The organism is Bremerella cremea (genome assembly GCF_003335505.1).
In the GTDB taxonomy this organism is placed as follows: domain Bacteria; phylum Planctomycetota; class Planctomycetia; order Pirellulales; family Pirellulaceae; genus Bremerella; species Bremerella cremea_A.
This window is the reverse complement of the sequence record NZ_QPEX01000010.1, coordinates 1,183,124-1,208,631: the sequence shown is the minus strand read 5'-3', so window position 1 is coordinate 1,208,631 and position 25,508 is coordinate 1,183,124. Positions and strand designations below refer to the sequence as shown.

Sequence of the window (25,508 nt, the reverse complement as noted above, 5' to 3'; positions counted from 1 at the left end):
GTCCATGAACGATACGACCACTTTCCCTCCGCCCACTGCGGCCGAGCTCCGTGCAGACTTCTGGCGGAAGTGGATCGAAATCGGAGCGATTGTGCTGCTGTTCTTTCTGTTTGTCGGCCCGTTGACCCCAGAGGTAAACGAGGCTCACTACTTGGCCAAAGCGCGGCACTATTGGAATCCCGCTTGGTGCCCGGATGATCACTTCTTGAACTCTGGCGACGCCCATGGCGTGTTTTATTGGAGTTTCGGTTGGATCACGACTTTGGTTTCGTTTCCGGTAGCGGCTTGGATCGGTCGTTGGCTCTGCTGGATTGCAATTGCGGTGGCTTGGCGGCGGATGATTGCACAGGTAACCGATTTGCCCTGGGCTGGCTTGTACGGCATGGCCATGGGGCTGGCCGGTGTCTATTACTTGCACATGGCCGGCGAGTGGTTGATTGGGGGCGTCGAGGCAAAGTGTTTTGCTTATGCGTTCGCCTTCTGGGGGATCGGCGATGCGTTATCAGGTCGCTGGAACCGAGCTTGGATTCTGCTGGGCATCGCGAGTGCGTTTCATGTGCTGGTAGGGGGCTGGATGGTCGTTTGCTTGATGTTCTGCTGGCTAGTCTGCCCCCGGCAACGAGCGACGATCCGGTCTTTTTGGCCAGGCCTGTTTGCCGGTGGGGCAATCGCGTTGGTGGGCGTTGTTCCGCTGCTGCTGTTGGACCGTGGGGTGGCTCCGGAAGATAGTGCTTTGGCGAGTTACTACTATGTTTACGAACGCTTGAATCACCACTTGGTGGTGCATTCGTTTTCCCTCAGTTTTAAGCTGCGATTTACCTTAGCCACATTCGCCTGGGCTGGGACGGCGTGGTTGCTGCGTAATCACGACAAGGCCCGCCTGGTCAATGGGGTTGTCGCGGGCAGCGTCGTACTGGTGTTGATTGGCGTGTTTATCGATCAGTACTTTGTCTTTGTGCTCAACGATTACCTCTCGGCGGCCAAGCTGCTGCGGCTGTATTGGTACCGCATTGCCGACGTGATGGTGCCGATCGGGCTCAGCATTAACCTTTTGGCTTTATATCAACTGCACCGAGCTAAATTGCCCACGGTGGCACGCGGTGTCTTGGTGGCGGTTTGCTTGCTCGTTGCCGTAGGGTTATTGGTTCGCATCGCCGACCGCTGGACGGCCACGGCCGGCCCCGCTGATCAAAGTACGTTGGTGAGTGATCCGACTGCTTGGCAAGAAGTGGGGGCATGGATTCGTGAGAACACGCCGCCAGAGGCAATCTTTCTGACGCCCCGGATGCAATCGACTTTCAAGTGGTACGCTCAGCGGGCTGAAGTCGTGACGACGAAAGATGTCCCACAGGATGACATGAACTTGCTGGAGTGGCGGTGGCGGCGAGGAGCCGTGCAGTGGCGTTCGATCAATAATCGAAACACCTTGAGTCTGGCAGGGCTAACGGAAGAGAACGTCCGCGACTTGGTTGAAAAATATGGCCTGAAGTATGTGGTGGTCGATCAAGTAATCGCCCGTCGCGATCATGTTCCGATCGAGTGGAGCTTTCAGCGGATATATCCGGTCGATCCTGCTGAGAATGCGAGCTACGAAGTTTATGAAGTCACCCCTTAGCGACAATTCGTCTGGCCGTTGGGCGGCTAAGTTGCGGCAGACGTTGGGATTATCTCAGACGCACTTCCCACACCTTCGGCATACATCGCCTAACCTTTCGTACGGCCGACACATTGGGCCTGCGTATCCGAGAACTCGGCAAGCCGCAAACCTGATTTTGATTTATCCCGATACGTCAGGTCGCTGGATGATTCCCCTGATGGTGCGGGCCGAAACCGAAGGAATTCATGCCGGTGAGATCGCCCTGCCAGGGGGCCGCCGCGAGCCAGGCGAGACCGCTCTTACGACTGCACTGCGAGAATTTAATGAGGAAACGGGGCATTTAGTCGCGGCCAAGGCAGTCGTAGGGGAGTTGCCTCCTACAAATGTTTGGGCCAGTAATCACAAAGTGCGAACCTTTGTCGCCTTAGAAACCTCTATGCCGGTGTGGAAGCCAGACCCAAGAGAGGTCGCGGCCCTTCTTTATTTACCCGTTACCCAGCTAATGGACCCCAGGAACTTCGGCATGCACCAGGTCACTCGCCGCCGCGTTCAATTTTCCGCCCCTCATTTGAGTGTCGACGGACAACGCGTGTGGGGTGCGACTTTGCGTATGTTGGTCGAATTGGGGCAAGCTCTCACTTCGGCCAAATAACCGCCCTGGGTGTTGGTGCCTACCAGTCAAGGTAGACACCCTACTTCTTGCGTCCAAATCGCTTTCGATTCGTATCGATACCTGCTTGCATCAGCGTGTCCGCGTTCCCTACCTATGGTCGCCGACGCGTGGTCCCTTATACTAAGCAGTCGGTACGCAATACGTGGGCGACAATAATTAGGTTAGCTAGGCATGACGGTACGTGTCGGAATTATGGGAGCGACGGGTTACACCGCGCTCGAACTGCTAAAAATCTTGGTTCGCCATCCGGAAGTCGAAGTTACGGCACTTACGACCCGGAGCGAAGATCGTCCGCACCTAAGTTCGATCCATCCGCAGTTTCACAAGGTGCTTGATTTGCACCTCGAAAATTGGGGCACAGCTGAATTGGCCCAACGTTGCGATTGTGTGTTCGGCTGCTTGCCTCATGCCGCTTCGGCTTCGGTCATCCCCGAGCTTTTGGATGCCGGCATGAAGGTTGTCGATTTGAGTGCCGACTACCGCCTGAACGACCCCGCCGTCTACAGCCAGTGGTACGGTGCCGAACATCCCGATGCGGAACGGATGAAGACCACCGTTTACGGCCTACCGGAACTGTTTCGAGAAGGAATCGCCGAGGCGCAATTGGTGGCCAACCCAGGCTGCTATCCGACCGGTGTTTCCCTGGCGTTAGCACCACTGCTGAAGAACGGTTTGATCCGTCCTGACGGCATTATCGCGGACTGCAAGAGTGGTGTCAGCGGAGCAGGACGGACCCCAAAGCTGGGAACGTTGTATCCGGAATGCAACGAAAGCTTTGCGGCATACGGCGTGGGCACCCATCGGCACATGCCAGAGATCGAACAGAATTTGACCGTCTACTCTGGCAAAGACGCCACGGTGATCTTCACCCCGCATTTGGTGCCGATGGATCGCGGGATTTTATGTACTTGTTACGCGCTGCCTGAGAAGGATGTGTCGGAAAAGGAACTGCTCGCCCTGCTGGAAGAGACTTATCAAAATGAACCGTTTGTTCGCGTTCGTAGTGATTTGCCTGCGACCAAGCATGTTGCCGGTACTAACTTCTGCGACATCACGGTCCGCCGTGTGAAAGACCGAGTCGTTACTATTTCGTGTATCGATAATCTCATTAAAGGTGCCTCAGGCGCAGCGGTTCAGAACTTCAATTTGATGTACGGGTTCGCTGAAACGACTGCTTTGCTTTGATCGGAAGATGAAGGAAGAATAGAGGATGAGTTCGTCAATTCCCGCTGGATTTCAAATGGGTGGCTTTCACTGTGGTGTGAAGCGAAACCCGAACAAAGAAGACCTCTCGTTGATTGTCTGCGACGAGGATACGGTTGCCGCTGGCGTCTACACGACGAACCTGGTTGTGGCCGCGCCGGTGGTTTGGGATCGGGCACGCACCCCTTCCGATAAGATCCGCGCCGTCATCACCAACTCGGGCAATGCCAACGCTTGCACAGGCGAGCAAGGCGATAAGGACAACGCTGAGTTAGCCGGAATCGTCGCTGGCAAGGTCGGCGTCTCTGCCGATCAAGTCTTGACGATGTCGACCGGTATCATCGGGCATCATCTGCCGATGGAAAAAATTCGCACCGGCCTGGACGAAGTCTTCCAGCGACTTGGCACAGACGAAAGCCACTTTGATGCCGCTGCTCGGGGAATCATGACCACCGACAAAGGCAAAAAAGTCGCGGCACGCCAGTGCGAGATCAACGGCAAGCCGGTCAAGTTAGTCGGCATGTGCAAAGGTGCGGGGATGATCGCCCCGAACATGGCCACGATGCTGTCCGTGGTGCTAACCGATGCCGAGCTAAGCCCAGCCCAGGCGAAACAACTGTTGACCGATGTCACTAACGACACGTTCAACTGTATCACCGTGGACGGCCACCGCAGCACGAACGACACCTTGCTGCTGTTGGCAAGCGGTAAGGCCGAAACGGGGGAACTTGCCGGCGAATCGCTCGATACATTCCGAGCCGAACTGCATCAGTTGTGCGAAGATCTCGCCAAGCAAATTCCGGCAGACGGGGAAGGCTCGACGCACCTGATTGAGATCAACATCGAAGGTTGCAAAAACCGGGACGACGCTCTTCGAATCGCCAAAACGGTGGCCGATAGTGCCCTGGTCAAAACGGCGATTACCGGCGGCGACCCCAATTGGGGACGAATCGTCTCGGCGGCTGGTTACTCAGGGGTTAAGTTCGATCCGATGGGAATGGAGCTTGTTGTCAACGGGCATCTTCTGTACCGAGAAGGTACCCCGGTCAAGTTCGACGAAAAGACGGTCAGCCAGTCGATCAAAGATAACTTCGAGACCAACGTGACCCTCAAGTTCACCGAAGGGGACACCAAGGTCCGCTATTGGTCGAGCGATTTAACCGTGGAATACGTCCGGTTTAACTCGGAATACCGCACGTAATCACTTCAAGCAAACTACTTCCCGCAGATCATGCTGAGCATGACAGGAAGCGGACAGGCGTTTGCTGATGGTAGGGTAAAATGACTTTGAACAGGGGCGAGTTAATAACTCGCCCCTGTTTTTTGTGATGCCGAATAGTAACCACTTCATCGCCTTGTTGGTTGTGCCTCTACTTTAAAAATAGCGGTTGGTGCGTGCTGGTATCTAGTTTGTCCGTGCCATGCTGAAAGCAACGGCTATCCGCTGCTAGCACAAATTCGTCTTTGCGTAGTTGGCTACTATCGATACACTCTCGCGACGGCATGAAATAGAGAGCCGTTGATGATGGGCTTGGTTTACCCCACCGAGCCTATAGAACCCCATCATGCACGCCAAATCTACGCCACTGTTATGTCCCTGAGGTATTCGTCTGCAATGACCAAGGAAGCCCGGAACCGCAAACTGACCGCCGTCCTTGTCGTCAACGAGGAAACGGACCTGATTCGCGAAACACTTACCAGCGTTCAGCCGATTGTTGATGAAATCGTGCTGCTGAACCTGGGAGAACCTGCCGCGATCGCGTCGGTTATCGACGAGTTCTCCGTAAGCGTTGTGCCTCACCAGTGGCAAGATTCTTTCGGCGAAGCACGCAATGCAGCCTTAGCCCATGTGACGGGCGAATGGATTTTGTGGCTTGATGTGGGGGAAACGATCGGCGAAGAAGATGCCGCCCGCTTGCGTGAGTTTGTGAATACACAAGTCGACATCATGACCGCTTACGTCTTGCTGGTGCGGGCTCCGCAAGCCCCCGGCACGATCGGCAGCGAACAGATTGGCCAAGTCCGTCTCCATCCGAATCATCCTGGTATTCGCTACGAAGGTCGCGTCCGCGAATCGTTGGTGCCAGCACTGGCGGAATGTGGCATGGGAATCGAAGCGGTTCCTTTTCTGATTCAACGAAACGCTATCGAGAACGATACGAATTGGAAAAAGCAGCGAGCCCAACGTGACGCGAAGCTGGTTGAATTAGAGATCAAAGAAACCGGTCCGAATGCCCGTCTGATGATTTGCATGGCGGATGCCGTACAAGCATTGAACGATCAACAAAACGCACTCATGTTTTTCGAGCAAGCATGTCGCTTGGCAGAGCATGGTTCGGCAGAAATGCTCGAGGCGTTCTACGGCATTTTAACGGCGCTCGATTCTCAGGCGGATTCGCTTGATCTGCAGATTCAAACTTGCATGACCGCGTTAGAGATATTTCCGCTCGATGCCCAACTGCTTTGTGCCGTAGGAGGCTATTTGCAGACCAAGGGGCACTTAGAACTAGCGCGTCGTTCGTTCGAGACCGCCTACAAATACGGTCAGATCAATCTCGAATCGTGGCACATTGACGATATCGACGAAATTGCGGCATCTTGTCTGGCGATCACGACCCATGCCAGTGGGAAGCAAGAACAAGCAGAAGAAATTTTGGTGCAAGCGTTAAAGGATTGTCCTCATTCCGTCCGGTTGCGTCGTCAAGTGATCGAAATGTATGTGAAGCATGGGCGACGTCAAGAGGCCATTGCCGAACTAGAGCGTCTTCCGGCCGATTATCCCAAGTTGGAAGCCATGCGAAGTGCGGTTCGTGGGGCGGCGCTGGCAGCTCAGCAGAACTGGACTTCCGCTCGACCCTACTTGGAAGCTGCTTATCAGCAGGGCTCGCGCGAAACGCTTTGCCTGCGTTGGTACGCCACGACGCTCGTTGCGTTAGAGGAACAAGATGCGGCACGAGAAGTGTTGCAGGCTTGGAAACAACGCGAGCCTAGCAACACCGAGCCAGACGACTTAGCCCAAGCCCTACTGCGAGGCCCTAATTATCTGAAGAAGACTTCGGTCAAAGCGGGCTAACAACCAGTGGAACATAAAAAAACGGCGGATTGCCAATCAAAGGTAATCCGCCGTTTTCTGTTTCTTGATTGCAAGTAGCGAGCTACGAGCGGCCAACTCGGTTGAGAACCGTGGTTAGTGTCTCGCGAAGGACGCCACCGCTGCGTCGCAGGGCCTGGATTTCTTTCGGCCATAGATCAAGTTGATAGGTTGCTTCGACACCATTTTTGCCGACAACCGTTGGCACACTGAGGGCCACATCGCGGATATCATAGCAGCCGTTTTGAATGCTGGAGATCGGCAGAATCTGGTGACTGTCTAAAGCAATCGCGTCAATCACATCGCGAATAGCGATACCAACGGCGAAACCAGCGCCACCTTTCTTCTTGATCACTTCTGCGCCAGAGCCCTTGGTGCGGGTGAACAGTTCGTTGGCGGCATTCGGATTCCAACCGGGGAACTTTTCAAGCGGTAGCCCGTTGACCGAAGCGGAAGACCAGATCGGCACCATACTATCGCCATGTTCGCCGAGGATCAAAGCTTTGACCTGAGTTGGTGGAAGCTGACAGTGCTGGGCGATCAAGGCCCGGAAACGGATGGTATCGAGCTGCGTGCCCAGACCAATCACCTTGTTGGTGGGAAGGTCGAGCCGTGTCGAGGCCAGGTACGTGAGGATGTCGACCGGGTTCGAGACGACAAAGACAATCGCGTCCTTCTTGTAACCGACCTTCTTGATTGAATCGAGAATGGTGAGGAACAGGTCAACGTTGCGGTTGATCAGGTCCAAGCGGCTTTCGTCGGGCTTACGGCGTAGGCCGGCGGTGATGCAAATGATGTCGGAGTCGGGGATGTGCTCGTAGCTACCGCTGGAAATGATTTGGTCGGCCGTACTGGGGGCACCATGCAATAGGTCGAGTGCTTGGCCGCCAGCTAGGTCGGCGTTAACGTCGAGCAAGGCGATTTCACGAACGATGCCGCTGCACTGCAACGCGAACGCCGCACACGAACCGACCAGGCCACCGCCGCCAATGATGCTAACTTTCATCTGTCTTTTCTCTAGCTATGGGATGTTTGTCGGGTTAGCTGGAACGCTCTCTGGATTGAGGAGCGAAAGGGCAGGAGGTTACGAGTGCTTCGACAGTTCGGCCATCACGCGCTGGGTGATCATCTGGATCAGCGCTTCCTGGTCTGAGCTACCACCGCTAGTTGCCGCGGGCTTCGCGGCGGCCTTGGCTCCCATTGGTTCTGGGGCACCAAAGGCACGACGTTGCACGTTGGAATCTTGCCAGCTATCGCGGAAGACATCGTTCGCACAGATATCGCAATCTTTGTACTGTTCGGTGTTGCGTGGATCGCTCCAGCCCCACTTGTCCTTCAGGTCGAGCAGTTCACGCGATTTCTTCTCGTTCAGGAATTCGACGTGACCCAACTGCTTAGCCAGGATCAGCATACGACAGTAGGCATCCAGAATTTCGGTCCACCAGTAGGCACGCTCGACGTTTTCGCCGTAGCTAACCGTACCATGGTTGGCCAGCAGAATTAGGTTGGTACGATCGACGAACGGAATGATCGTATCGGCGAACGACTGACCGCCAGGGGTTTCGTACTTGGTAATTGGCACGTCGCCCAGGAAGACTTCCACTTCCGGGAGCACACATTGCGGGATCGGCTCGCGAGCGATCGCAAATGCGGTGGCGTGCGGCGGGTGGCAGTGAACGACGCTCTTGACGTCTTCACGCTGCTTGTAAATTTCCAAGTGCAGCAAAGCTTCGCTAGAACGGGGCTTGCGTCCCGCGATTTGCTTGCCGGTCATATCGATTGTGGAAATATCGTCCGGCTTGAGGAAGCCTTTGCAGTGCATCGTCGGCGTGCAAAGAACTTCGTTCTCGCTGACGCGAACGGTGATGTTGCCATCGTTAGCGGCGGCGAAGCCCTTGGCATAAATTCGCCGGCCGATATCGCACATATCTTGTTTGATTTTGTGAACGTTCGTCATGCCGATTCGTTGCTCGCAATCAAGGGTAACGTGTTATTGTGATTTGAAATTTCAGTTTCCTCTCTCTGGGGAAGAGGGAGGGAACTTATTGGTTTAGCCGGTAACGGATATCCACGGTGTCTAAAATGGCCGCGTTGTAAGCGTCGACCGGCTTCATTTCGGGGTAGAACGGTTGGGCCGCTTCTCCCCCTTCGCTCAAGGCGATGTAATTCTCGTTGCCAGCGCCCAGTTCGTCGTACACGACAAGTAGGTCGTCCAGCGGAGTATTTTCGTTTTCGATATCGCTCAGCATCATGGGTACGGCCAGCTTCAGTACGGCACCCTGGAATTCAGTAACCGTGCGGCTGAGCGTGACTTTGCCGATGATTTTGGCGATACGCATAGTGTGTCTCGTTTACTTCAACCAATCGGGCGCGGCGGTTCCACGCAGGTTCCACAAGGTGTTCAGCAAGCGGGGAACTACGTTGTCGTTCCAGTGGCCTGGGTGGCAAGCGATGACGTTCGCACCGAGGCTTTCCGCAGCGGATTTCCAATCGTGACTCTCGCAGGCAACCATAGCTCGGATACCGTTTTGGCGGTTCGCCGCGACGGCAATGACTTCGGGTTGTTCCGAAAGGATCACGACCATCTTGTCGCTGCCAGCTAAAGCGGTTGCTCGCTGGACGGCCAGTTTCAGGTTGCCAATCGTTTCGCTTCGTCCCCCGTTGTTCCAGGCTGGCGAAGTCGTTTGCTTCGCCGCGTTGACGACAACCGGGGTTTGTACCTCGAAGCCGCAATCAGCCTGATCGGCACGACGCAAGCGGATACCACGATCTTTTAGTTCGTCTTTCACCGCCGGCGTAACCACCGCTTTGGTCGGAACGCACAGTACTGTGGTTGCTTCGTTCAGTTTCCCTTTCAGCGACGAAATCGTGATCAGCTTGGAATCGAGCCGCAACTCGCCAGCCGGCAAAGCCGGTTGCGCCGTGGCTTTTCCAACGTTGGCCCCTTCCTGGACTAGACGTTCGACGACTAGCCGGACAAGGCGTTCGATTTCTTGGCTATTGAATGGGGACTGCACGTTTTATTCGTCAATAATTCCGATTACCGTCCAGCGGACCGGTGTACGGGGGTAGTTCAAAAGTTCGGAGGTTGATTTGCCATCGCTGGTGATCATTACCAACTCGCCTGGCCCTGCGTTGACGGCATCGACCGCGACCAGTGGGTAGCCATCGGGCGTAATGCCGTCGACCTGCAGCGGTTGCACCACCAGCAGCTTCCAGCCTCGCATCGAGACGTGCCTGACCGTGCTGGTGGCGGTACCGACCACGCGTGCCGTATTCATCTAGGGTCTAACCTTTCGCCGGATGGCCCAGGATGCACAAATCGTCAATCAACGAGCAGCGTCGTTCCCGCGTGAAAGTCAGCGGAGTGGTGACGCCTTCGCCGGTGGGGGTGGCGATGGAGAACGAAATATAACCTTCCCCTCCGACACCAAGGGCCGCAGGACTTGGTCCGTTCTTAACGAACAAAGTTGTGTCCATCACACGGCCCATCTTGCTCATGTTGCGAACGTTGTTGCTGTGGATGATGGCCGTGTGGCGGAAGCCATGTTCGTAGTACTTCGCCTTCTGGATCGCTTCGTCGACATCGTGGCAACGAACAAAGGGAATAAAGGGCATCATCTGTTCGACGGGGACGAATGGGTTTTGCTCGTCCGTTTCGCCGAAGACCAACTCGACATCTGACGAAATGTTCTTGCCAGCGGCACGAGCCAGGACGGCGGCGTCTTGGCCGATGAACTCTTTAGCGGCGACTTGCTTGGTCTTGCCAGGTTCGCCGACTTCGGTAATCGCGACGGAAGTCAGACGATCGATTTCGCTGGAATTCAAGCGAACGGCACCGGCACGTTCCATCGCTCGCATCAGTTCATCAAAAACCGAGTTGACGACGAACACTTCTTTCTCGGCAATGCACAGCAGGTTGTTATCGTAGCCACCACCTTGAATGATGCTACGAGCCGCCCGATCGAGGTCGGCCGTTTCGTCAACCACTACCGGTGGGTTACCAGGACCGGCGACGACTGCCTTCTTGCCACTATTCAGGGCCGCCCGAGCAACCGCCGGACCACCGGTGACGCAGATCATGGCCACGTCGCGGTGATGGAAAATGAGGTCGGCTGATTCGAGGGTCGGTTCGGCGATCACACAGATCAGGTTGTCGATGCCCAGGTCGTCGTAAATCGCTTTGTTGAAGCGACGAACACCTTCAGCGGCCACTTTCTTGCCGCCAGGGTGGGGATTGACGACCAGCGTGTTACCGCCAGCGATCATGTTGACGGCGTTGCCGGTGATTGTCGGCAGCGAGTGCGTCACCGGGGTGATACAGCCGATCACGCCAAACGGAGCATGTTCGATCACAGCCAGACCATGGTCGCCGCTATAGACTTCGCTTCGCAGAAACTCGACACCAGGTGTCTTGCGACCCAGCAGTTCCAGCTTCTCGATCTTGTGCGCGAGTTTGCCGATCTTGGTTTCGTTCATTTCCATCGTGCCTAGCTCGACCTTTTGGTCGATCGAGATACGACGGATGTGATCGATGATTCGCTTGCGATCTTCGATGGTGCGTTCCGAGAGTTTCTCGAATGCTTCACGAGCGGCACGAACCGCTTCGTCGGCACAATCAAAGATGCCATAGCGTCCTTTGAAACCGGAAGTTACCGGAGGGGCCTTGCCGACTTCGGCGAGCACCTGGGCTACGACATTGCGAATAATGGATTCGTCAAATTGCATGATGATGATATCCTCACGTCAGCACGTGAATATGGTTGCCGACTAACTCTCTGAGTCGTTCTCGGATGGCTGTTGCTGCGATTCAGGCTGCTGGGCAGTCGCTTTTTTCTTCACCGGAGCCGGTTTGGCTTTCGGCTTCGCTGGTTGTTTCGGCGGCTCGTCGGACGACTCATCTTTGGCCCGGTCATAAATGCACAGGCTATCGACGTGAGCTCGATCGACGATTCCGATCACGACGCAATCGATCGGCAGGCTTTTGGTTTCAGGCGTCAATCGAGCGCTTGAACCTTGCGTGATCAGCACGAAGTCTCCCACGCCGCTACCGAGCATATCGACGGCGACGAAGGTACGACCGGTGGTGACCAACGACTGACGATCTTTCGCTTCCAATCGATACGGCTCGACCACCAATAAGCGGTGGCCGACCATCGTGTCGACTTTCTGTGTGGCAATGACCGAACCGGTTACCTTGGCGATAAACATCTTAGGTCGACTCCAGCAACTGCTTGGTCTGCCGGGCAACGATGATTTCCTCGTTGGTCGGAATAACCCACAGCTGCGTTTTGCTGTTTGCCGAATGGATGGAAGCCTCTCCCTTGGCGGAATCGTTCTTTGCTTCGTCCAGTTCGATTCCCAACTCTTGCAAGTTGGCACATACGTCTTTTCGCAATTGCTTTCCGTTCTCGCCGATACCGCCGGTAAAGACGATCGCGTCGGCTCCGCCTAGTTCCACCAACATGCCGCCCAAGTAGCGACGAACTTCGCTGGTGAACATGTCCAAAGCCAATTGCGCGTCGGCGTTGCCTGCGGCGGCGGCTTGTTCCAGGTCTCGCATGTCACCACTGAGCCCGTTACTCACGCCGAGCAGACCACCATGGCTACCCAGGTGGGCAAGCACTTCGTTCAGGCTCATGCCGGTCTTGTCCATTAACATGGGCAAAACATACGGATCGAAATCGCCGACACGGTTGTTCTGCGGCAAGCCGGTTTGCGGGCTCATACCCATGGAACTGCCAGCACTTTGGCGATTGCGAATCGCACAAATACTGCTACTTCCACCTAGGTGGCACGAGATGACTCGCAAATCGTCGCGTCCCAACAGTTCGGCACTTCGCGTGGCGATAAAACGATGGCTGGCACCATGGAAGCCCCACTTCTTGATCTGGAATTCGTCTGACCACGATTTGGGAATCCCGTAGTAACGCATCCGATCGGGAATCGTCGCGTGAAAACCGGTTTCAAAGGCGGCAACTAGCGGAATCTCCGGCAGTTGCTCGGAAAGTAATCGCATGGCGGCGATATAAGGCGGGTTGTGGGCCGGGGCAACTGGGTTCATCTCGGCCATCGCCGAGAGAACGTCGTTGGTGACCCGCTGTACGCCGGATACTCGTCCACCGTGGACCGCTTTAAAGCCGATGGCCGAAACCTCTGCGGCATCTTTCAGGCAGCCGTGCTCTGCATCGGTCAGTTGCGAGAGGCATTTGCGAACGGCCACGGCATGGTCGGGGACATGCGCCGTGACTTCTTCTTGCCAATCGCCAATCTGCACGCTGCAGGAACTTTCAGAAGATCCAATTCGATCGATCCCACCTCGGGCTAATTGCGTTTCGCTGTCCATATCGAACAAGCGATACTTAAAACTAGTCGAGCCGAGATTTGCTACGAGAACCTTCATCGCGTTTGGACTCCTTTCGCCTGGGGATGCTCCGTGGGGTTACGGCTGGGATGGTACGGTTTAGCTAAAGTAAACGTCGACCAAACCTTCAGCCGGACGAGGCAGAACGTGGCTACCGGCCAGTTCGCCAACTTGCTGAGCGGCATGCGCACCAGCTTCGACGGCAGCACGAACGCTACCAACGTCGCCACTGACGACCGTCGAAACCAAGCCACCGCCGATGTTGACGCGCTTTACGATTTTCACGTTCGCGGCCTTCACCATGGCGTCGGTCGCTTCGACCAAACCAACCAAACCCTTGGTTTCAATCAAACCAATTGCGTTTTGCATGGAAAATGTTCCTTCGCGGATGTTTCTTAAGTGGGGAGGAGACTATTCAGCCGAGGTGTAGACCGTCTTGACTGGCGGGGGCAGAACAATACCGATGTCTTCGTGCGGACGAGCAATAACTTGCACGCTGACGACTTCGCCCAAACGACCGGCAGCAGCAGCACCAGCATCGGTGGCAGCCTTCACAGCGGCGACGTCGCCGGTGATGAAAGCGGAAACCAGGCCGCTGCCAACTTTGTCCCAACCAACGAACGTCACGTTGGCTGCTTTCAACATTGCGTCGGTGGCTTCCACCAAGGTCACAAAACCTTTGGTTTCAATCATGCCCAACGCTTCCATTACTTTCGCCATGGGGTTTAATCTCCCGAACAAAAAAGGAAACCGTTACTTCAATTCGCATCGAAAACCGATGCGATATCTTCAAAAAAACAGGGATCGATTTAAAACGCTCTCGCTGGTCTCGGGCGAGGTCTCAAAGTGGCAAAATCATGGAGACCAACGAAAGCGTAAATATTTTCAAGTGTGTCCGTCTTCCGTGTTCAGCAGCAAAGGCGAACCACAGAAGATGGACGCGAGGGTTTTAATGTTTTGTTTTGCAGCCGCAGGGTTCTTGCTTGAGCAGTTGGATCTCGGTGGCGGCGTCTAGGTTGCACGCGTTGCCTTCATCGGTGTCGATGTGAACCTCCAACTTGCTGACACCGTCGGCTCTGACCAGGAGGTCTTCAAACGTAGTGGTGCAGCCGAGTGAAGTGATTCGGAGGTTCATGCGGTCGCCGTTCTTCACGCCGTAGAACTCCGCATCACGGTTATTCATGTGAACGTGGCGTTCGGCGCGAATGACACCTTGATCGAGTTGCACGGCACCTTTCGGCCCAACCAGCACGCAGCCGGGGGTGCCTTCGATTTTGCCGCTGGCACGAACCGGGGCCTCGATGCCGAGCGAAATCGCATCGGTGAAGGCCAGTTCCACTTGGCTATAGTCGCGGGTCGGGCCAAGCACGCGGACTTTTTCGAGCATGCGGCGACGTGGCCCGACGACCATGACGGTCTCTTCGGCGGCGTAAAAGCCGTCTTGGTAGAGATCTTTCATGGGGGTCAGCACGTGGCCAGGACCAAACAGCGTTTCGACGTGGGCGTCGGTCAAATGGATATGACGAGCCGAAATGCTGACGACCAATTTCGGGGCAGCAGGGGTCTGAACCGAAACCGGATGAATCGGATCGCCACCGCTCTGCGAAAGAACGATTTGGCGTACGATCTGTTCGATGGTGGCTTGATCGAGGTTGAGCGAGGAACTCATCGTTATTTGGAACCCAATTCGGGGTTAACTGGCTTTGTGGGAAACCGGACGTTCGATGATGGCCAATTCGGCAGGAGCGACAATCAACTCTACGTTGGCGTCGCGGACTTGTTGTTGCCAACTTTCCGAGATCTCGTGATCCACCACGAGCTTGTCGACCTCGGATAGTTCGCACATTTGAGCCAAGCTTTGTCGGCCAAACTTGGTGCTGTCGGCAACGATAATTACCTCGCCGCCAGCTTTCATCATGGCCCGCTCGGTTTCAACGAGCAGGAGGTTGCTGTTGTACAGGCCTTGTTGGGTAATGCCGGCCACGCTCAAAACAGCTCGCCGGGCACTTAGACGCGAGATCATTTCGTTCGCGTAAGGCCCCAGCGAAACGCCGGTGGCGCTGTGAACGTAACCACCCAACAAGATCAATTCGGTTGTGCTGCTGGCCATAAATAGGTTGGCCACCGGCAACGAATTGGTCACGACCTGCAAGGTGCGTCCAACCAGCATCTGAGCTAGTTCGTAAGTTGTGCTGCCACCGTCGAGGATGACCGTGTCACCTTCTTCGATCAGCTGCGCCGCAGCCCGAGCAATTTGCCGTTTCTTGCTCCACTGCATTTCGTGGCGAAGCTCGAAGTGGGGCAAGTTGGGGGAAGGGCCGGTATAAAAAACTCCCCCGTGCGTCCTGCGAGCCGACCCAGCTTCTTCCAACTGTTCCACATCGCGCCGGACGGTCGATTCGGAAACCTCCAACTCTTGCGCGAGCTCTGGCAACGAGGCGAACCCACGGGCTCGCACCAATTCCAAAAGTCGTGTTCGTCGGACGTCCACTTGCATGTGGGGAAGCTTGGGGGCTTGAGAGAGGTGGTTAACTCAACCGAGTTAAAACACCTAGATTATGCATTCCTAATTGCCAACAATCAATCAGATGATGCCATAATTCTTTCAGATTTCACATCTTTGTGGCCTGACGCCGTCCTATTTCTTCGCTAAAACGCAAAAATGCCCCACTTAACGTACGATTAGGATAAATGGAACCGGTTCTGGAGGCAGAAAAAGGCTTGAGAGATCTTTGAGTGAAAGAATTACGTCATCCAGTGAAAGAGTTCTTTCAATAAGCTGTCATCGATGTTTAGGAGCTTTGGGGTAATTGTAGTGCGCAGCAAGGCGCGTATGCGAAAGCGCAAGTCTTGTGGCTGCTAGCAATTGCGAGGCCGTTTAGCGAGGTGAGACGGTGACTTTGCGGCCAGCGATCGCGACACGACCTTCCGCGAGGGCGGTAATGGCGGCCGGGTAGGCTTGGCACTCGGTTTCGAAAACACGCTCGGCCAAGGTTTGAGGAGAATCGTCAGGCAGAACGTCAACGACCGCCTGGCTGATGATGGGGCCGTGATCGTAGTGATCGTCGACAAAATGAACCGTGCAACCGCTGACCTTCGCGCCATATTCGAGGACGGCCATATGGACGCGGCTGCCGTAGAAACCAGCGCCGCAGAACGAAGGGATCAGCGACGGGTGGATGTTGACCACTCGGTTCTCGAAGTCGGCGGGGATGGCAACCTGTTTCAGGAAGCCTCCCATGACGACCAACTCGGCCCCTGCTTTACGGCAGGCATGGAAGATGTCGGCCGAGAAGTCAGCGATCTCTGGGTGGTCTTGCACCGTGACGATCTTGCAAGGGATGTTCGCGTCTTCGGCGTAAACCATTCCTTTTGCCGCACGGCTGCTAGAAACAACTAACACCACCTCCAAAGGGAGCTTGTCCTGTTCGATACGCTCTAGCAGGTTGCGCAAGGTCGTCCCGCCACCTGAAATCAGCACGGCAATTTTCAGCGGGTTGTCCGCAGTGTGCTTCGTGAATATCGGCGCTGGTTGCGTCATGCTTGTTTCACGTAAATGCGAACTTCGCTGTCAGCGATAGTCGTGGTGATCGGTTCGATATCAGCAATGGCTTGGCTGCGAACGCTGGTGGCCAGTGTTTCACTTTGAATGTAGTCGGTGAATTTCTCAACCGCAGAACTCACATCGGCAGATTCCGTGACGACTCCGACCTCGATTTCGGCCGTGTATTCCAGGTCCAGCTCTTTTCGCTTGTCTTGGATCAGCCGCACAAGGTCTTTGATGTACCCTTCTTGGATCAGCTCTGGCGTTAGTTCGGTATTGAGCACCACCACGCACAATTTTCCTTGTGCGGCGGCCCAGCCTTCTTTGGCGGTCAAGCGAACTTGAATGTCTTCGTTATCGAAGGTGAGGGCTTCTCCTTCGATGGTCAGCGTAAAGGCACCAGCCGTCTGCAGGGTATTTAAAAGGGCAGTGGCGTCGGTCTGGCCAAGTATCTTTTTCACGGTTGGCAAGAGTTTACCAACGCGTGGGCCAAGCCGTTTGAAGTTGGGCTGGATTTGGTAGTTGATGTACTCGTCGGCATCTTGCGTGAACGCGACTTCTTTGACGTTCAGTTCTTCGCAGAGCAGGGCACTGTGCGATTCGAGCCAGTCGCAGTGCGTGTTGTCGGCCAGGACGACTTCCACTTTTGACAGCGGTTGGCGAACTTTGAGCTTCTCGTTCATGCGTGCCTGACGACCGAGCGAGGCGATCTCGCGCAGCAGGGCCATGCGTTGGGAAAGCTGCGTGTCGATGGCCTTGGTATCGACTGCGGGGAAGTCGCATAAGTGAACACTCAAAGCGGCTTTTTCACCGAATACACCCGCCAGGTTTTGCCACAGCGTGTCGGAAAGGAACGGGACGAACGGGGCGATCACCTGACAGGTAGTCAGCAGGCATTCGTACAGCGTCCAATAGGCATCCAGCTTGTCAGCCGACTGCTTGTCTTTCGCCCAGAAACGATCGCGACTGCGGCGAACGTACCAATTGGAAAGCCCGTCGACGAACTCGTTGATCGCAGCACATGCGTTGTAGTTGTCGTAGGCGTCCATGCGGTGAGTAACCGTTTCGATCATGCGATTGAGTTCGCTGAGAATCCAGCGATCAAGTTCGCTCCGCTCGGCGACCGGGCGTGCTCCTTGAGCTCCGTCGAAGTGATTGGCCAGGCCGGCAGCAAGATCGGTCACCGATTTTTCCGGCTCGAAGCCGTCGATGTTGGCGTAGATCACGAAGAAGCTGTAGACGTTCCAAAGGCGAAGGAGGAACTCCGGAATGCTGTCTTTGATCGACTGTTCGTTGTAGCGGATGGAGGTCCACGGTGGCTGGTTGGCATACAGGTACCACCGCAGCGCATCGGCCCCGTAACGATCGAAGATCTCCGTCGGCTCGCGGTAGTTCCGCTTGCTTTTGGACATCTTCTGCCCGTCTTCGCCCAGCATCAAGCCAAGCACGATGCAGTTCTTGAACGGATGCGGATAGGCGTGCGGTTTTGTTTTGCCTTCTTCGTCGTTGCCGAACAGCAGCGTGCTGATCGCAAGTTGGCTGTAGAACCAACCTCGCGTCTGATCGATGGCTTCGCTGATGAAGTCGGCAGGGAACTGGGCGTCGAAGTTTTTCTCCCCCTTATGCGGATAGCCCCACTGGGCGAACGGCATTGCCCCGGAGTCGTACCAGCAGTCGATCACCTCCGGCACACGCTTCATTCGTGCCCCTGCAGCAAACGGCGAGTCGTAGGTGATCTCGTCGATGTACGGCTTGTGGATCATCAAGTCGTCGACTAAGTCGGGGTTTTCTGCTTTGGCCTTTTCCCAGACCTCGAAACCGGTGGCACCAGGCTTCTCTTGCAGTTCGGCATAGCTGGCGACCGCTTCTCCCTTGCCGGTTTCCTGGCAAACCCAGATCGGCAGTGGTGTGCCCCAGTAACGTTCGCGCGAGAGGGCCCAGTCGACGTTGCTATCTAGGAAGTTGCCGAAACGTCCGTCGCGGATATGTTCTGGTAGCCAGTTGATTTGCTGGTTGTTAGCCAACATCTGGTCTTTGAATTTGGTCGTGCGGATGAACCAGCTTTCGCGCGGATACTGGATGAGCGGATCGTCTTCTGCCCGCCAGCAGAAGGGATAATCGTGCAGGTATTGATCGAGCAGGAATAGGATGCCACGCTCTTTCAGTTCGCGCGAGATGTCTTTGTCGGCTTCTTTGACCCAGCGTCCTTGGTAGTCGGGGGCTTCGTCGGTGAACTTACCATCGGGACCGACGCTACAAATCAGCGATGGCCCTTCTCCTTGTTCAAAGCGATCTTGCTCGTTGGCCAGGACTTCGTAGTCGACTTCACCAAAGGCTGGGGCTTGATGGACGAGGCCAGTTCCGCTGTCGATGGTGACAAAGTCAGCGGCAACAACTCGCCAGGCGATATGCTGCTTCTCGCCGGTTTTGAGTGTACCTAGCGTGTTGCCGAGGTCTTTGTAGTAGTAATCGAATGGTGGGCGATACCGCTTGCCCAGCAGGGCTTCCCCTTTTTGGGTTTCGATCACCTTCCAGTTGTGCTTGGCCTTGGCGGCGATCGTTTCAACCAAAGCTTCGGCGACAATCAGCTTCTCGCCAGATTCTTCGTCTTGGACGGTCGCATAAGTCAACTCGGGGTGAACGGCCGCGAACTGATTGCTCGGCAGCGTCCAAGGCGTGGTTGTCCAAACGAGCAGGGAGGTATCTTCTTCATCCACAAGTGGGAATCGGACATACACGCTGGGGTCGGCCACTTTGCGGTAACCTTGCCCCACTTCGCCACTGCTCAGCGCCGTGCCACCCTGAGCCCACCACCAGACGATCTTATGGCCTTGATACAGCAACCCGCGATCGTACAGATTCTTTAGCGACCACCAGACACTTTCGACATAGCTTTTGTGGTAGGTAACGTAGGCTTCTTCCAGGTTGACCCAGAAGCCGAGGCGTTGGGTTAAACGTTCCCACTCTTGCATGTAACGCCAGACGCTGGCCTGGCATTTGTGGATGAACGGTTCGACGCCGTAGTTTTCGATTTCTTCCTTCGAGTGGATGCCGAGTTCTTTGCAGACTTCCACTTCCACTGGTAGGCCGTGCGTATCCCAGCCCGCTTTGCGTTCGCAGTAATAACCCCGCATGGTGCGATAACGGGGGAAGACATCTTTGATCGCGCGAGTTAAGCAGTGCCCTGGATGTGGCATCCCATTGGCAGTGGGGGGGCCTTCGTAGAAGACGAACGGCTTGCTGCCGGCGCGAGCTGCCAGGGACTTCTCGTAAATCTGGTTCTCTTGCCAATAGTCGAGGATTTGGGTTTCCAGGGCGGGAAACGAAACATGCTGCGGGATGCTTTCAAACATCGAATCTCATCTTCCTCGGAGGCATTAAACCAAGCAAGGAGCGTCGTTGCTCCTTGCACGGAATCCTAAAGTAGTCGAAGGCCCGCCCTGAGACGTGGCCTCCGTATTAGACCTATGGAGATAACACTAGGTTCAGCTGCAAGGCCCTCTAGTCGTCATCTTCCTTTTCTTCCTCTTCTTTTTCGTCGGAATCGGAGTCTTCCGATTCTTCCTCATCATCGAAGAACTCTTCTTCGAAGCCTTCATCGTCGTCATCTTCTTCGATTAGGTCGTCTTCGAAATTATCTTCATCGGAAGTGGTTTCGTCTTCGAATTCCTCGAAGTCTTCGTCGAAATCGTCGTCGAAGTCATCCTCATCGAAATCCTCTTCGACATCTTCGTCGTATTCGTCATCGGTCGCTACAATCGAATCAGACGGAAAGCTGCCATACGGAAGTGGCCACTGGAGGGTGTCTTCAGACATTACAAACCTTCGGTCGAATAAAACGGAAGCGCTATATGCGCGGGTACGGGGAGCTCGCAGAATGGAAACCGAATCCTGAGATTAGAAAAGCCAGACCCCTGTCTCGTCAACCACCGCGCTGGCGAAAACTCCGGCCTCGGAAGCATTTACGGTGATAACCCATGAATTTACCACGCGGTCAGGTCGTAGCCGTTTGTCTCTCTAATGGTGGAATTCCCCGCACTGCGGTTGCTGCCGCAGTGTTGACGCCGCAAGGATTTCAAGGGGATGGCCATCGCTACGAGCAGCACTATGCCCGTGAGCGTGCCGTTACCCTGTTTAATCTGGAGCTTCTTCAGCGATTCGCGGACGATGTCCCATCGTTTCCCCCTGGCAGTGTGGGAGAGAACATCACGCTCGCAGGCATCGACCTGCAACAACTTTCTCCCGGCGACTGTTTACGTATCGGAGAAGCAGAGGTTTGTCTCGAAAAACGGTGGCAGCCGTGCCATGCAATCGATGCCGCCACAGAAGCGACCTCGCTGAATTCGGCAGGCTGGTGGGGATACTTCGCCAGTGTCGTTACGCCTGGGATGGTGTGCTGTGAGGCTGAAGCGGAAGTCATCTGCCAAGCAAGCAGTCCATAAAAAAATCCCCACGAGCCTAAAATCTCGGCGGGGATCTTTTCTTTTTATCTCAGAACATTAAGAAACAGGCCTCGATAACGGTTTGTCATCCAGGCCTGTTAGGTGTCGAGTTCGGTGTCCCAGTAAGCTTCGCTAACGAACTTACTCCAAGACTCGATCCTGACCCTTCTGGCCGCGTAAACGGGCGTCCATTTCGGACGGATCGGATCCTTGCGAAGCGGCATGTGGGCTTCGACCGGGGTACGATTCGCCTTGCGATGATTGCAGTCGACACAAGCGAGCACGCAGTTTTCCCAGGAAGATTCGCCTCCCTTGCTGCGTGGCGTCACGTGATCGATCGTAAGGTATTCGCTGCCAGGCCGCGAACCGCAGTACTGACACATGTACTGGTCGCGCTTAAACACGTTCCGGCGGCTGAATGTCACTGTGTTCCGCGGGATGCGGTCGTAATTGACTAGCGAGACAACTTCCGGAATGCGGATCTTGAGCAACTGCGAAGAGATGAACGGCTCATCCTTGCCTGGGGCCAATCTCGACCAGTCCTCCCACGTATACAACTGGTAGCTATGTGGGTCGACAACCCGGGCCGTACCGCTGAAGACTTGCGTCAGCGAACGAGCCACCGAAGCCACACCGACAGGTTGCCAGTTGCGGTTGAGGACAAGCGTGGGCCTCTCCAATAACACCGACATGAATCTGGTTTCTCCCTCGTTTCGGAAGGCAGCCGATCGGATTCGAACCGAACACACTTTCAGGCATGTCAGAAAGCACTCGTGCCACCGAGCCACGGCTGCCAATACAACGAAAAATAAGTAGGCGTTGGGGCTAGGAAGGGGATGCAACGTATGGACCCCGACCGCTCGCGTTCGGTAGTCCGACGTGTAAGACCTTCAACATAACATAGTTCCGACCAAAAACACCATTTTTTCAGGGGAACCTGCGAAAGGTGTCTCAGGCCGAATTAGCGGGACTGTAGGCCAATTGTGTTAAGGGGGTGCGAAGGGTACGGCAAAACGTGGAAAAATTGTCGATAACATGTCGATGGCTACCTGCTCTCTCCACTTTTCTCGCCCTTAATCCTTGTTGCAATAACGGCTTCTCTGCCTGCTGCCTAAAAGGACCGAAATCCCCCGGCAGGGTTCACAAACAAGGGAAAAACTGCTGGGGCTGCTTGGCACGAAGCGTTAGAATGAAGCGACTTCGCTGAACTCCCGCCTTTGATTTTCCTACTCGCTTGAGATCTGTCATGAGATATCGAAAACGCTGCTCGTTTGTTTTTTCCTGCCTTACCCTTGTCCTGTCGGCCACCCCTATGCTTCACGCGCAGCAAGAAAAAGTCATTTACGACGAAGCCGATGTGCCTAAGTTCACCCTGCCAGATCCGCTCGTGGCGGCCGATGGAACGAAGATTGAATCGGCCCAGACCTGGAACGAGATCCGGCGGCCTGAACTGTTGAAGCTGTTCGAGAAAGATGTCTATGGCAAGTCGCCGGCAGCCCCTGATAAGCTTTCGTTCGAGGTGATCGAGACGTCCGACGATGCACTTGCGGGCAAAGCTCGTCGGCGGCAGGTGGCCATTCGTTTGACGGACGATCCAGAGGGGCCGGTTCTGAATCTATTAGTGTATCTGCCGAAAACCGATCAGCCGGTTCCGACGTTCATGACGCTGAATTTCTTTGGTAATGCCTCGATTCAAGACGATCCTGCGATTCAATTGCCGAAAAGCTGGTTACGAAATAGTACTGAAAAAGGTGTCGACGATCACAAGCCGACAGAAAAACTGCGTGGCGCGAGCACTTCACGTTGGCCGGTCGAGATGATCGTGGAAAATGGCTACGGGTTGGCAACCGCCTATTACGGAGACATCGATCCTGATTTCGACGACAAATTTCAAAATGGCATCCACCCTTACTTTTACGAAGATGGTCAGACTCAGCCGAAACCAGATCAATGGGGTAGCATTGCCGCTTGGGCCTGGGGAATGAGCCGGGCTTTGGATTACTTGCAACAAGATAAAGAGATTGACGGCTCGAAAGTGATTGCCATGGGGCACTCGCGTTTGGGGAAAACGGCGCTTTGGGCCGGGGCAACCGATCCTCGTTTTGCGGCGGTTATCTCGAATAACTCGGGCTGCGGTGGGGCGGCTTTGTCGCGACGTCGTTTTGGTGAATCGGTTAAGCGGATTAACACGTCGTTCCCGCATTGGTTCTGCGATAACTTCACAAAGTACAACCACAACGAAGATGCTTGTCCGGTCGATCAGCACGAGTTGATCGCATTGGTCGCGCCTCGTCCCTGCTTGGTTTGCAGTGCCGAGGAAGATCGTTGGGCCGATCCGCATGGCGAGTTTCTCTCGGCCCACTATGCCAGTCCCGTTTATGAATTGCTGGGGGTAGAAGGCCTGGCGATTGACGAGATGCCCAAGGTTGACCAGCCGGTCTTGAGCCGCCTGGGGTATGTTGTTCGCCCCGGCAAGCACGATGTTCTAGCTTCTGATTGGCAACGCTACATGCAGTTTGCCGATGCCCACGTTATGAAGAAGGCAGAGTAACCGCCATCTGGCGGGCTGCCGGGGTCTTTTGGTAGAACAGCGAGTATCTATATCTCGATTCCCGCCGGAGTTCCTAGCGTGAAACTAATTGTCGCCGTAATTCAACCGACGAAGTTGGACAGCGTACGGACTGCCCTGGCGGAAGTTGCTGTCGAACGCCTCACGGTTTTCGATGCCGAAGGTTACGGACGGCAACGCGGCCAAACGGCTACATTTCGCGGGATTGAATATCAGACGAATCTGTTACGGAAAGTGATTGTTGAAGTCGCAGTGAACGACGATTTCCTCGAACGGACGCTGGCCATCATCGAGAATGTGGCTCGTACCGGAGTGGAAGGGAACATTGGCGACGGCAAGATTCTCGTTATTCCGATCGAACAAGTTGTGCAAATCGGGGGCAAGGAACGCGGACCTTCCGCAGTTTAAGCCTCGAGCTAGGATATCCAGTGATTCTCTATTTTACCGCCGACTTGATGTCGACCTCCCGTGTCCAAGGCCCTGCCAATGCTCAAGGGATTGCTTTGAAGGTGATTGGCTCGAAGAAAGGGCTCTTGGAATCGATCAACGACGAAACAATCGCGTTGATTGTCGACTTGAACCCGCCAGCACGGGATGCAATCAGTACGATTCAAGAAGCCAAAGCGCAACATCCAGAGCTACGTGTCTTGGTTCACGGCCCGCACGTGCAAGTCGATCTGCTGGCCCAAGCAAAAGAGGCCGGAGCCGATGTGCTGACCAACGGGCAGTTTCACCAGAAAGTTGGCACCATTCTGACACAACTAGCTGCCGGTTAGTTTCTGCCCGCAGCAAAACAGATCGGAAGCCATGAAGCGGTTTACTTAGCTTCTGGCTTTTCTGCTTCTTCGTCGCTACCGTCGAGGCTCTTATTTAAGGCCGGCATAGCGAAGCGGGGTTGGTTGTCGTCGAGGACGATTTCATCCATCTCTGCCTGATCGACATCACGCCGCAACAGCAAATAAATGCCGGAGAACACCGCGAAGAAGTAGCCGAATGAGTAAGCAGGCACCAGGCGAACAATCGCTTCTCCCCAGAATCGCCAGATCGGACCTGCCATTGAGTGTGTCGCAATGGCCAGCGTTTGCTCGTTTCCTTGGCCCCATGCTAGTCCGGTGCTTAGTGCCAGGGACATGACGGTGGCTAACAAGGTAATTGCAAATAAGCCCACCGAGCCTGCCAGGCACGCGACACTCAGGTACCACAAATAGTGAAACGGGCGTTGGGTGATGTAGGCATAGCTGCGGCTAAGGGCGTCGAAGTGATCGGAGTTCTCAGTGCTAATCGCTCCCCACATCAGCGGCCAGCCGACCAAAAGTGGGACCAGAAGCATGCCGATGACAAACGCCACAAAGACGGCGATAAATCCGAAAATCCCAGTTAAAATGGCCATCCAAGTGCCTAGCCAATTGAGCAAGCCAATCGCCAGCAAGATGGTCATCAATAAGGCCACACCGATAAGCGGGAAAATGGGCGCCAAAAAATAACCCATGAACTTCCGTCGCGAGTGCCCCATAGCACCTTTTAGGCCGCAGCGATCATTGATCGAAAACTCCATCGCTGCGATTCGGGAAATGGCGCCTCCAAAGATCGCTAAGGTGGCCGTATACCAAACGATGAGAAAAATACGTTTTAGGCCACCTAAGAACGTAAATTTACGCTCAAAGACTAATTCGTAGAGGGGGTGAAGCGGGGTCGTTAGAAAGGAAGTGAGCTGCTGAGCGGGGCCAGACATTTCCAAGGCCATCTCGGCGGAAGCTTGTTTGGCCAGCGAGGCGGCTTCTACCTCGGCCACCGGTAGGTCTGGTGTTCCATGCCAAGTGAAGACTGAATCGCCGATCCAGAGGCCAATACTCAGCACGCATACGCCCACGTAAGCGAGGAACATGACCCGCAGGTAAAAACCAATAAGGGCTGCCCGAAAGAGAATCAGCCAAGGGAAACATTCATGCCACGATATGGCTCGTAGTAGACCGCGCTCCTCCGACATGCAGCTAGCTCCTCTGACCTGCGGTTTGTTTTGAGCCA

26 protein-coding genes and 1 tRNA gene are annotated in these 25,508 nt (G+C 55.0%); 9 read left to right on the top strand and 18 right to left on the bottom strand.

The window, feature by feature from the left end; all coding sequences use genetic code 11:
- The first annotated feature begins 4 nt into the window (after nucleotides 1-4).
- From DTL42_RS05935 to DTL42_RS05915, 5 genes are all read left to right on the top strand, one after another.
- Nucleotides 5-1,615: a DUF6798 domain-containing protein gene (locus tag DTL42_RS05935; RefSeq protein WP_114367730.1), complete on the top strand. Its 1,611-nt coding sequence runs from the start codon at nucleotides 5-7 to the stop codon at nucleotides 1,613-1,615.
- Entirely contained in the window at nucleotides 1,599-2,249 is a 651-nt protein-coding gene (locus DTL42_RS05930; protein ID WP_158545250.1) for an NUDIX hydrolase, read from the top strand. Before DTL42_RS05935 ends, DTL42_RS05930 begins: the two co-directional genes overlap by 17 nt.
- 192 nt (nucleotides 2,250-2,441) lie before the next feature.
- Nucleotides 2,442-3,455, top strand: a complete 1,014-nt coding sequence (gene argC / locus DTL42_RS05925; RefSeq protein ID WP_114367728.1) for an N-acetyl-gamma-glutamyl-phosphate reductase — start codon at nucleotides 2,442-2,444, stop codon at nucleotides 3,453-3,455.
- A gap of 25 nt (nucleotides 3,456-3,480) precedes the next feature.
- Nucleotides 3,481-4,674: a bifunctional glutamate N-acetyltransferase/amino-acid acetyltransferase ArgJ gene (gene argJ / locus DTL42_RS05920; RefSeq protein WP_114367727.1), complete on the top strand. Its 1,194-nt coding sequence runs from the start codon at nucleotides 3,481-3,483 to the stop codon at nucleotides 4,672-4,674.
- 414 nt (nucleotides 4,675-5,088) lie between these two features.
- The gene (locus tag DTL42_RS05915) at nucleotides 5,089-6,546 is read left to right on the top strand and encodes a tetratricopeptide repeat-containing glycosyltransferase (protein WP_158545249.1); all 1,458 of its coding nucleotides are present in this window, start codon (nucleotides 5,089-5,091) and stop codon (nucleotides 6,544-6,546) included.
- Nucleotides 6,547-6,628: 82 nt separating this feature from the next.
- On the opposite strand, the gene DTL42_RS05910 is transcribed toward DTL42_RS05915, so the two are convergent.
- The 15 genes from DTL42_RS05910 to DTL42_RS26210 form a co-directional block, all read right to left on the bottom strand.
- A complete protein-coding gene (locus DTL42_RS05910; protein WP_105353549.1) occupies nucleotides 6,629-7,570 on the bottom strand; it encodes a lactate/malate dehydrogenase family protein in 942 nt (313 codons plus the stop codon).
- 78 nt (nucleotides 7,571-7,648) lie between these two features.
- Complete coding sequence (locus DTL42_RS05905) at nucleotides 7,649-8,521, bottom strand: class II aldolase/adducin family protein (RefSeq protein WP_114367725.1); 873 nt, start codon at nucleotides 8,519-8,521, stop codon at nucleotides 7,649-7,651.
- 85 nt (nucleotides 8,522-8,606) lie between these two features.
- Nucleotides 8,607-8,903, bottom strand: a complete 297-nt coding sequence (locus DTL42_RS05900; protein ID WP_114367724.1) for a EutN/CcmL family microcompartment protein — start codon at nucleotides 8,901-8,903, stop codon at nucleotides 8,607-8,609.
- A gap of 12 nt (nucleotides 8,904-8,915) precedes the next feature.
- A complete protein-coding gene (locus tag DTL42_RS05895; protein ID WP_114367723.1) occupies nucleotides 8,916-9,581 on the bottom strand; it encodes a hypothetical protein in 666 nt (221 codons plus the stop codon).
- 3 nt (nucleotides 9,582-9,584) lie between these two features.
- Entirely contained in the window at nucleotides 9,585-9,845 is a 261-nt protein-coding gene (locus DTL42_RS05890) for a EutN/CcmL family microcompartment protein (protein WP_114367722.1), read from the bottom strand.
- A 7-nt stretch (nucleotides 9,846-9,852) separates the two neighbouring features.
- A complete protein-coding gene (locus DTL42_RS05885) occupies nucleotides 9,853-11,292 on the bottom strand; it encodes an aldehyde dehydrogenase family protein (RefSeq protein ID WP_114367721.1) in 1,440 nt (479 codons plus the stop codon).
- Between the two features lie 42 nt (nucleotides 11,293-11,334).
- On the bottom strand, nucleotides 11,335-11,775 hold the full coding sequence (locus DTL42_RS27000) for a EutN/CcmL family microcompartment protein (protein ID WP_114367720.1): 441 nt from the start codon (nucleotides 11,773-11,775) through the stop codon (nucleotides 11,335-11,337).
- Nucleotide 11,776: 1 nt separating this feature from the next.
- On the bottom strand, nucleotides 11,777-12,967 hold the full coding sequence (locus DTL42_RS05875) for an acetate/propionate family kinase (RefSeq protein WP_114367719.1): 1,191 nt from the start codon (nucleotides 12,965-12,967) through the stop codon (nucleotides 11,777-11,779).
- 60 nt (nucleotides 12,968-13,027) lie between these two features.
- Entirely contained in the window at nucleotides 13,028-13,297 is a 270-nt protein-coding gene (locus DTL42_RS05870; RefSeq protein ID WP_114367718.1) for a BMC domain-containing protein, read from the bottom strand.
- Nucleotides 13,298-13,339: 42 nt separating this feature from the next.
- Nucleotides 13,340-13,648, bottom strand: coding sequence for a BMC domain-containing protein (locus DTL42_RS05865; RefSeq protein ID WP_114367717.1), 309 nt, complete (start codon nucleotides 13,646-13,648; stop codon nucleotides 13,340-13,342).
- A gap of 229 nt (nucleotides 13,649-13,877) precedes the next feature.
- A complete protein-coding gene (gene pduL, locus DTL42_RS05860) occupies nucleotides 13,878-14,597 on the bottom strand; it encodes a phosphate propanoyltransferase (protein ID WP_114367716.1) in 720 nt (239 codons plus the stop codon).
- 24 nt (nucleotides 14,598-14,621) lie between these two features.
- Nucleotides 14,622-15,425 carry a DeoR/GlpR family DNA-binding transcription regulator gene (locus tag DTL42_RS05855; RefSeq protein WP_114367715.1) on the bottom strand — a complete coding sequence of 268 codons (804 nt, stop codon included), beginning with the start codon at nucleotides 15,423-15,425 and terminating at the stop codon, nucleotides 14,622-14,624.
- Between the two features lie 381 nt (nucleotides 15,426-15,806).
- A complete protein-coding gene (purN, locus tag DTL42_RS05850) occupies nucleotides 15,807-16,469 on the bottom strand; it encodes a phosphoribosylglycinamide formyltransferase (RefSeq protein WP_114367714.1) in 663 nt (220 codons plus the stop codon).
- Nucleotides 16,466-19,825, bottom strand: coding sequence for an isoleucine--tRNA ligase (gene ileS, locus DTL42_RS05845; RefSeq protein ID WP_114367713.1), 3,360 nt, complete (start codon nucleotides 19,823-19,825; stop codon nucleotides 16,466-16,468). Before ileS ends, purN begins: the two co-directional genes overlap by 4 nt.
- Before the next feature lie 148 nt (nucleotides 19,826-19,973).
- Nucleotides 19,974-20,288, bottom strand: a complete 315-nt coding sequence (locus tag DTL42_RS26210; RefSeq protein WP_158545248.1) for a hypothetical protein — start codon at nucleotides 20,286-20,288, stop codon at nucleotides 19,974-19,976.
- Nucleotides 20,289-20,449: 161 nt separating this feature from the next.
- Between DTL42_RS26210 and DTL42_RS05835 the strand changes: the two genes are divergently transcribed.
- Nucleotides 20,450-20,914 (top strand): MOSC domain-containing protein, encoded by a 465-nt coding sequence (locus DTL42_RS05835; protein WP_114367712.1) that lies wholly within the window; start codon nucleotides 20,450-20,452, stop codon nucleotides 20,912-20,914.
- 98 nt (nucleotides 20,915-21,012) lie between these two features.
- Here the strand turns inward: DTL42_RS05835 and DTL42_RS05830 are convergent, their stop codons facing one another.
- Complete coding sequence (locus tag DTL42_RS05830; protein WP_114367711.1) at nucleotides 21,013-21,606, bottom strand: HNH endonuclease; 594 nt, start codon at nucleotides 21,604-21,606, stop codon at nucleotides 21,013-21,015.
- A 27-nt stretch (nucleotides 21,607-21,633) separates the two neighbouring features.
- Nucleotides 21,634-21,708, bottom strand: a tRNA-OTHER gene (locus DTL42_RS26205).
- Between the two features lie 518 nt (nucleotides 21,709-22,226).
- Here DTL42_RS26205 and DTL42_RS05825 point away from each other — a divergent pair.
- From DTL42_RS05825 to DTL42_RS05815, 3 genes are all read left to right on the top strand, one after another.
- On the top strand, nucleotides 22,227-23,465 hold the full coding sequence (locus DTL42_RS05825; RefSeq protein ID WP_114368022.1) for an acetylxylan esterase: 1,239 nt from the start codon (nucleotides 22,227-22,229) through the stop codon (nucleotides 23,463-23,465).
- A 78-nt stretch (nucleotides 23,466-23,543) separates the two neighbouring features.
- Entirely contained in the window at nucleotides 23,544-23,891 is a 348-nt protein-coding gene (locus DTL42_RS05820; RefSeq protein WP_114367710.1) for a P-II family nitrogen regulator, read from the top strand.
- Nucleotides 23,892-23,911: 20 nt separating this feature from the next.
- A complete protein-coding gene (locus DTL42_RS05815) occupies nucleotides 23,912-24,259 on the top strand; it encodes a hypothetical protein (RefSeq protein ID WP_114367709.1) in 348 nt (115 codons plus the stop codon).
- Between the two features lie 41 nt (nucleotides 24,260-24,300).
- Here DTL42_RS05815 and DTL42_RS05810 read toward each other — a convergent pair whose 3' ends face one another.
- Entirely contained in the window at nucleotides 24,301-25,470 is a 1,170-nt protein-coding gene (locus DTL42_RS05810) for a hypothetical protein (RefSeq protein ID WP_114367708.1), read from the bottom strand.
- Between the last annotated feature and the right edge of the window lie 38 nt (nucleotides 25,471-25,508).

Coding starts and splice junctions, on each gene's coding strand:
- argC (WP_114367728.1), top strand. CDS start 2,442: ATGACGGTACGTGTCGGAATTATGGGAGCGACGGGTTACACCGCGCTC.
- ileS (WP_114367713.1), bottom strand. CDS start 19,825: ATGTTTGAAAGCATCCCGCAGCATGTTTCGTTTCCCGCCCTGGAAACC.
- DTL42_RS05855 (WP_114367715.1), bottom strand. CDS start 15,425: ATGCAAGTGGACGTCCGACGAACACGACTTTTGGAATTGGTGCGAGCC.
- DTL42_RS05885 (WP_114367721.1), bottom strand. CDS start 11,292: ATGCAATTTGACGAATCCATTATTCGCAATGTCGTAGCCCAGGTGCTC.
- DTL42_RS05915 (WP_158545249.1), top strand. CDS start 5,089: ATGACCAAGGAAGCCCGGAACCGCAAACTGACCGCCGTCCTTGTCGTC.
- DTL42_RS05825 (WP_114368022.1), top strand. CDS start 22,227: ATGCTTCACGCGCAGCAAGAAAAAGTCATTTACGACGAAGCCGATGTG.
- DTL42_RS05875 (WP_114367719.1), bottom strand. CDS start 12,967: ATGAAGGTTCTCGTAGCAAATCTCGGCTCGACTAGTTTTAAGTATCGC.
- DTL42_RS05865 (WP_114367717.1), bottom strand. CDS start 13,648: ATGGCGAAAGTAATGGAAGCGTTGGGCATGATTGAAACCAAAGGTTTT.
- DTL42_RS05830 (WP_114367711.1), bottom strand. CDS start 21,606: ATGTCGGTGTTATTGGAGAGGCCCACGCTTGTCCTCAACCGCAACTGG.
- DTL42_RS05930 (WP_158545250.1), top strand. CDS start 1,599: ATGAAGTCACCCCTTAGCGACAATTCGTCTGGCCGTTGGGCGGCTAAG.
- DTL42_RS27000 (WP_114367720.1), bottom strand. CDS start 11,775: ATGTTTATCGCCAAGGTAACCGGTTCGGTCATTGCCACACAGAAAGTC.
- DTL42_RS05835 (WP_114367712.1), top strand. CDS start 20,450: ATGAATTTACCACGCGGTCAGGTCGTAGCCGTTTGTCTCTCTAATGGT.
- DTL42_RS05810 (WP_114367708.1), bottom strand. CDS start 25,470: ATGTCGGAGGAGCGCGGTCTACTACGAGCCATATCGTGGCATGAATGT.
- DTL42_RS05910 (WP_105353549.1), bottom strand. CDS start 7,570: ATGAAAGTTAGCATCATTGGCGGCGGTGGCCTGGTCGGTTCGTGTGCG.
- DTL42_RS05900 (WP_114367724.1), bottom strand. CDS start 8,903: ATGCGTATCGCCAAAATCATCGGCAAAGTCACGCTCAGCCGCACGGTT.
- purN (WP_114367714.1), bottom strand. CDS start 16,469: ATGACGCAACCAGCGCCGATATTCACGAAGCACACTGCGGACAACCCG.
- DTL42_RS05890 (WP_114367722.1), bottom strand. CDS start 9,845: ATGAATACGGCACGCGTGGTCGGTACCGCCACCAGCACGGTCAGGCAC.
- argJ (WP_114367727.1), top strand. CDS start 3,481: ATGAGTTCGTCAATTCCCGCTGGATTTCAAATGGGTGGCTTTCACTGT.
- DTL42_RS05870 (WP_114367718.1), bottom strand. CDS start 13,297: ATGCAAAACGCAATTGGTTTGATTGAAACCAAGGGTTTGGTTGGTTTG.
- DTL42_RS05935 (WP_114367730.1), top strand. CDS start 5: ATGAACGATACGACCACTTTCCCTCCGCCCACTGCGGCCGAGCTCCGT.
- DTL42_RS26210 (WP_158545248.1), bottom strand. CDS start 20,288: ATGTCTGAAGACACCCTCCAGTGGCCACTTCCGTATGGCAGCTTTCCG.
- DTL42_RS05905 (WP_114367725.1), bottom strand. CDS start 8,521: ATGACGAACGTTCACAAAATCAAACAAGATATGTGCGATATCGGCCGG.
- pduL (WP_114367716.1), bottom strand. CDS start 14,597: ATGAGTTCCTCGCTCAACCTCGATCAAGCCACCATCGAACAGATCGTA.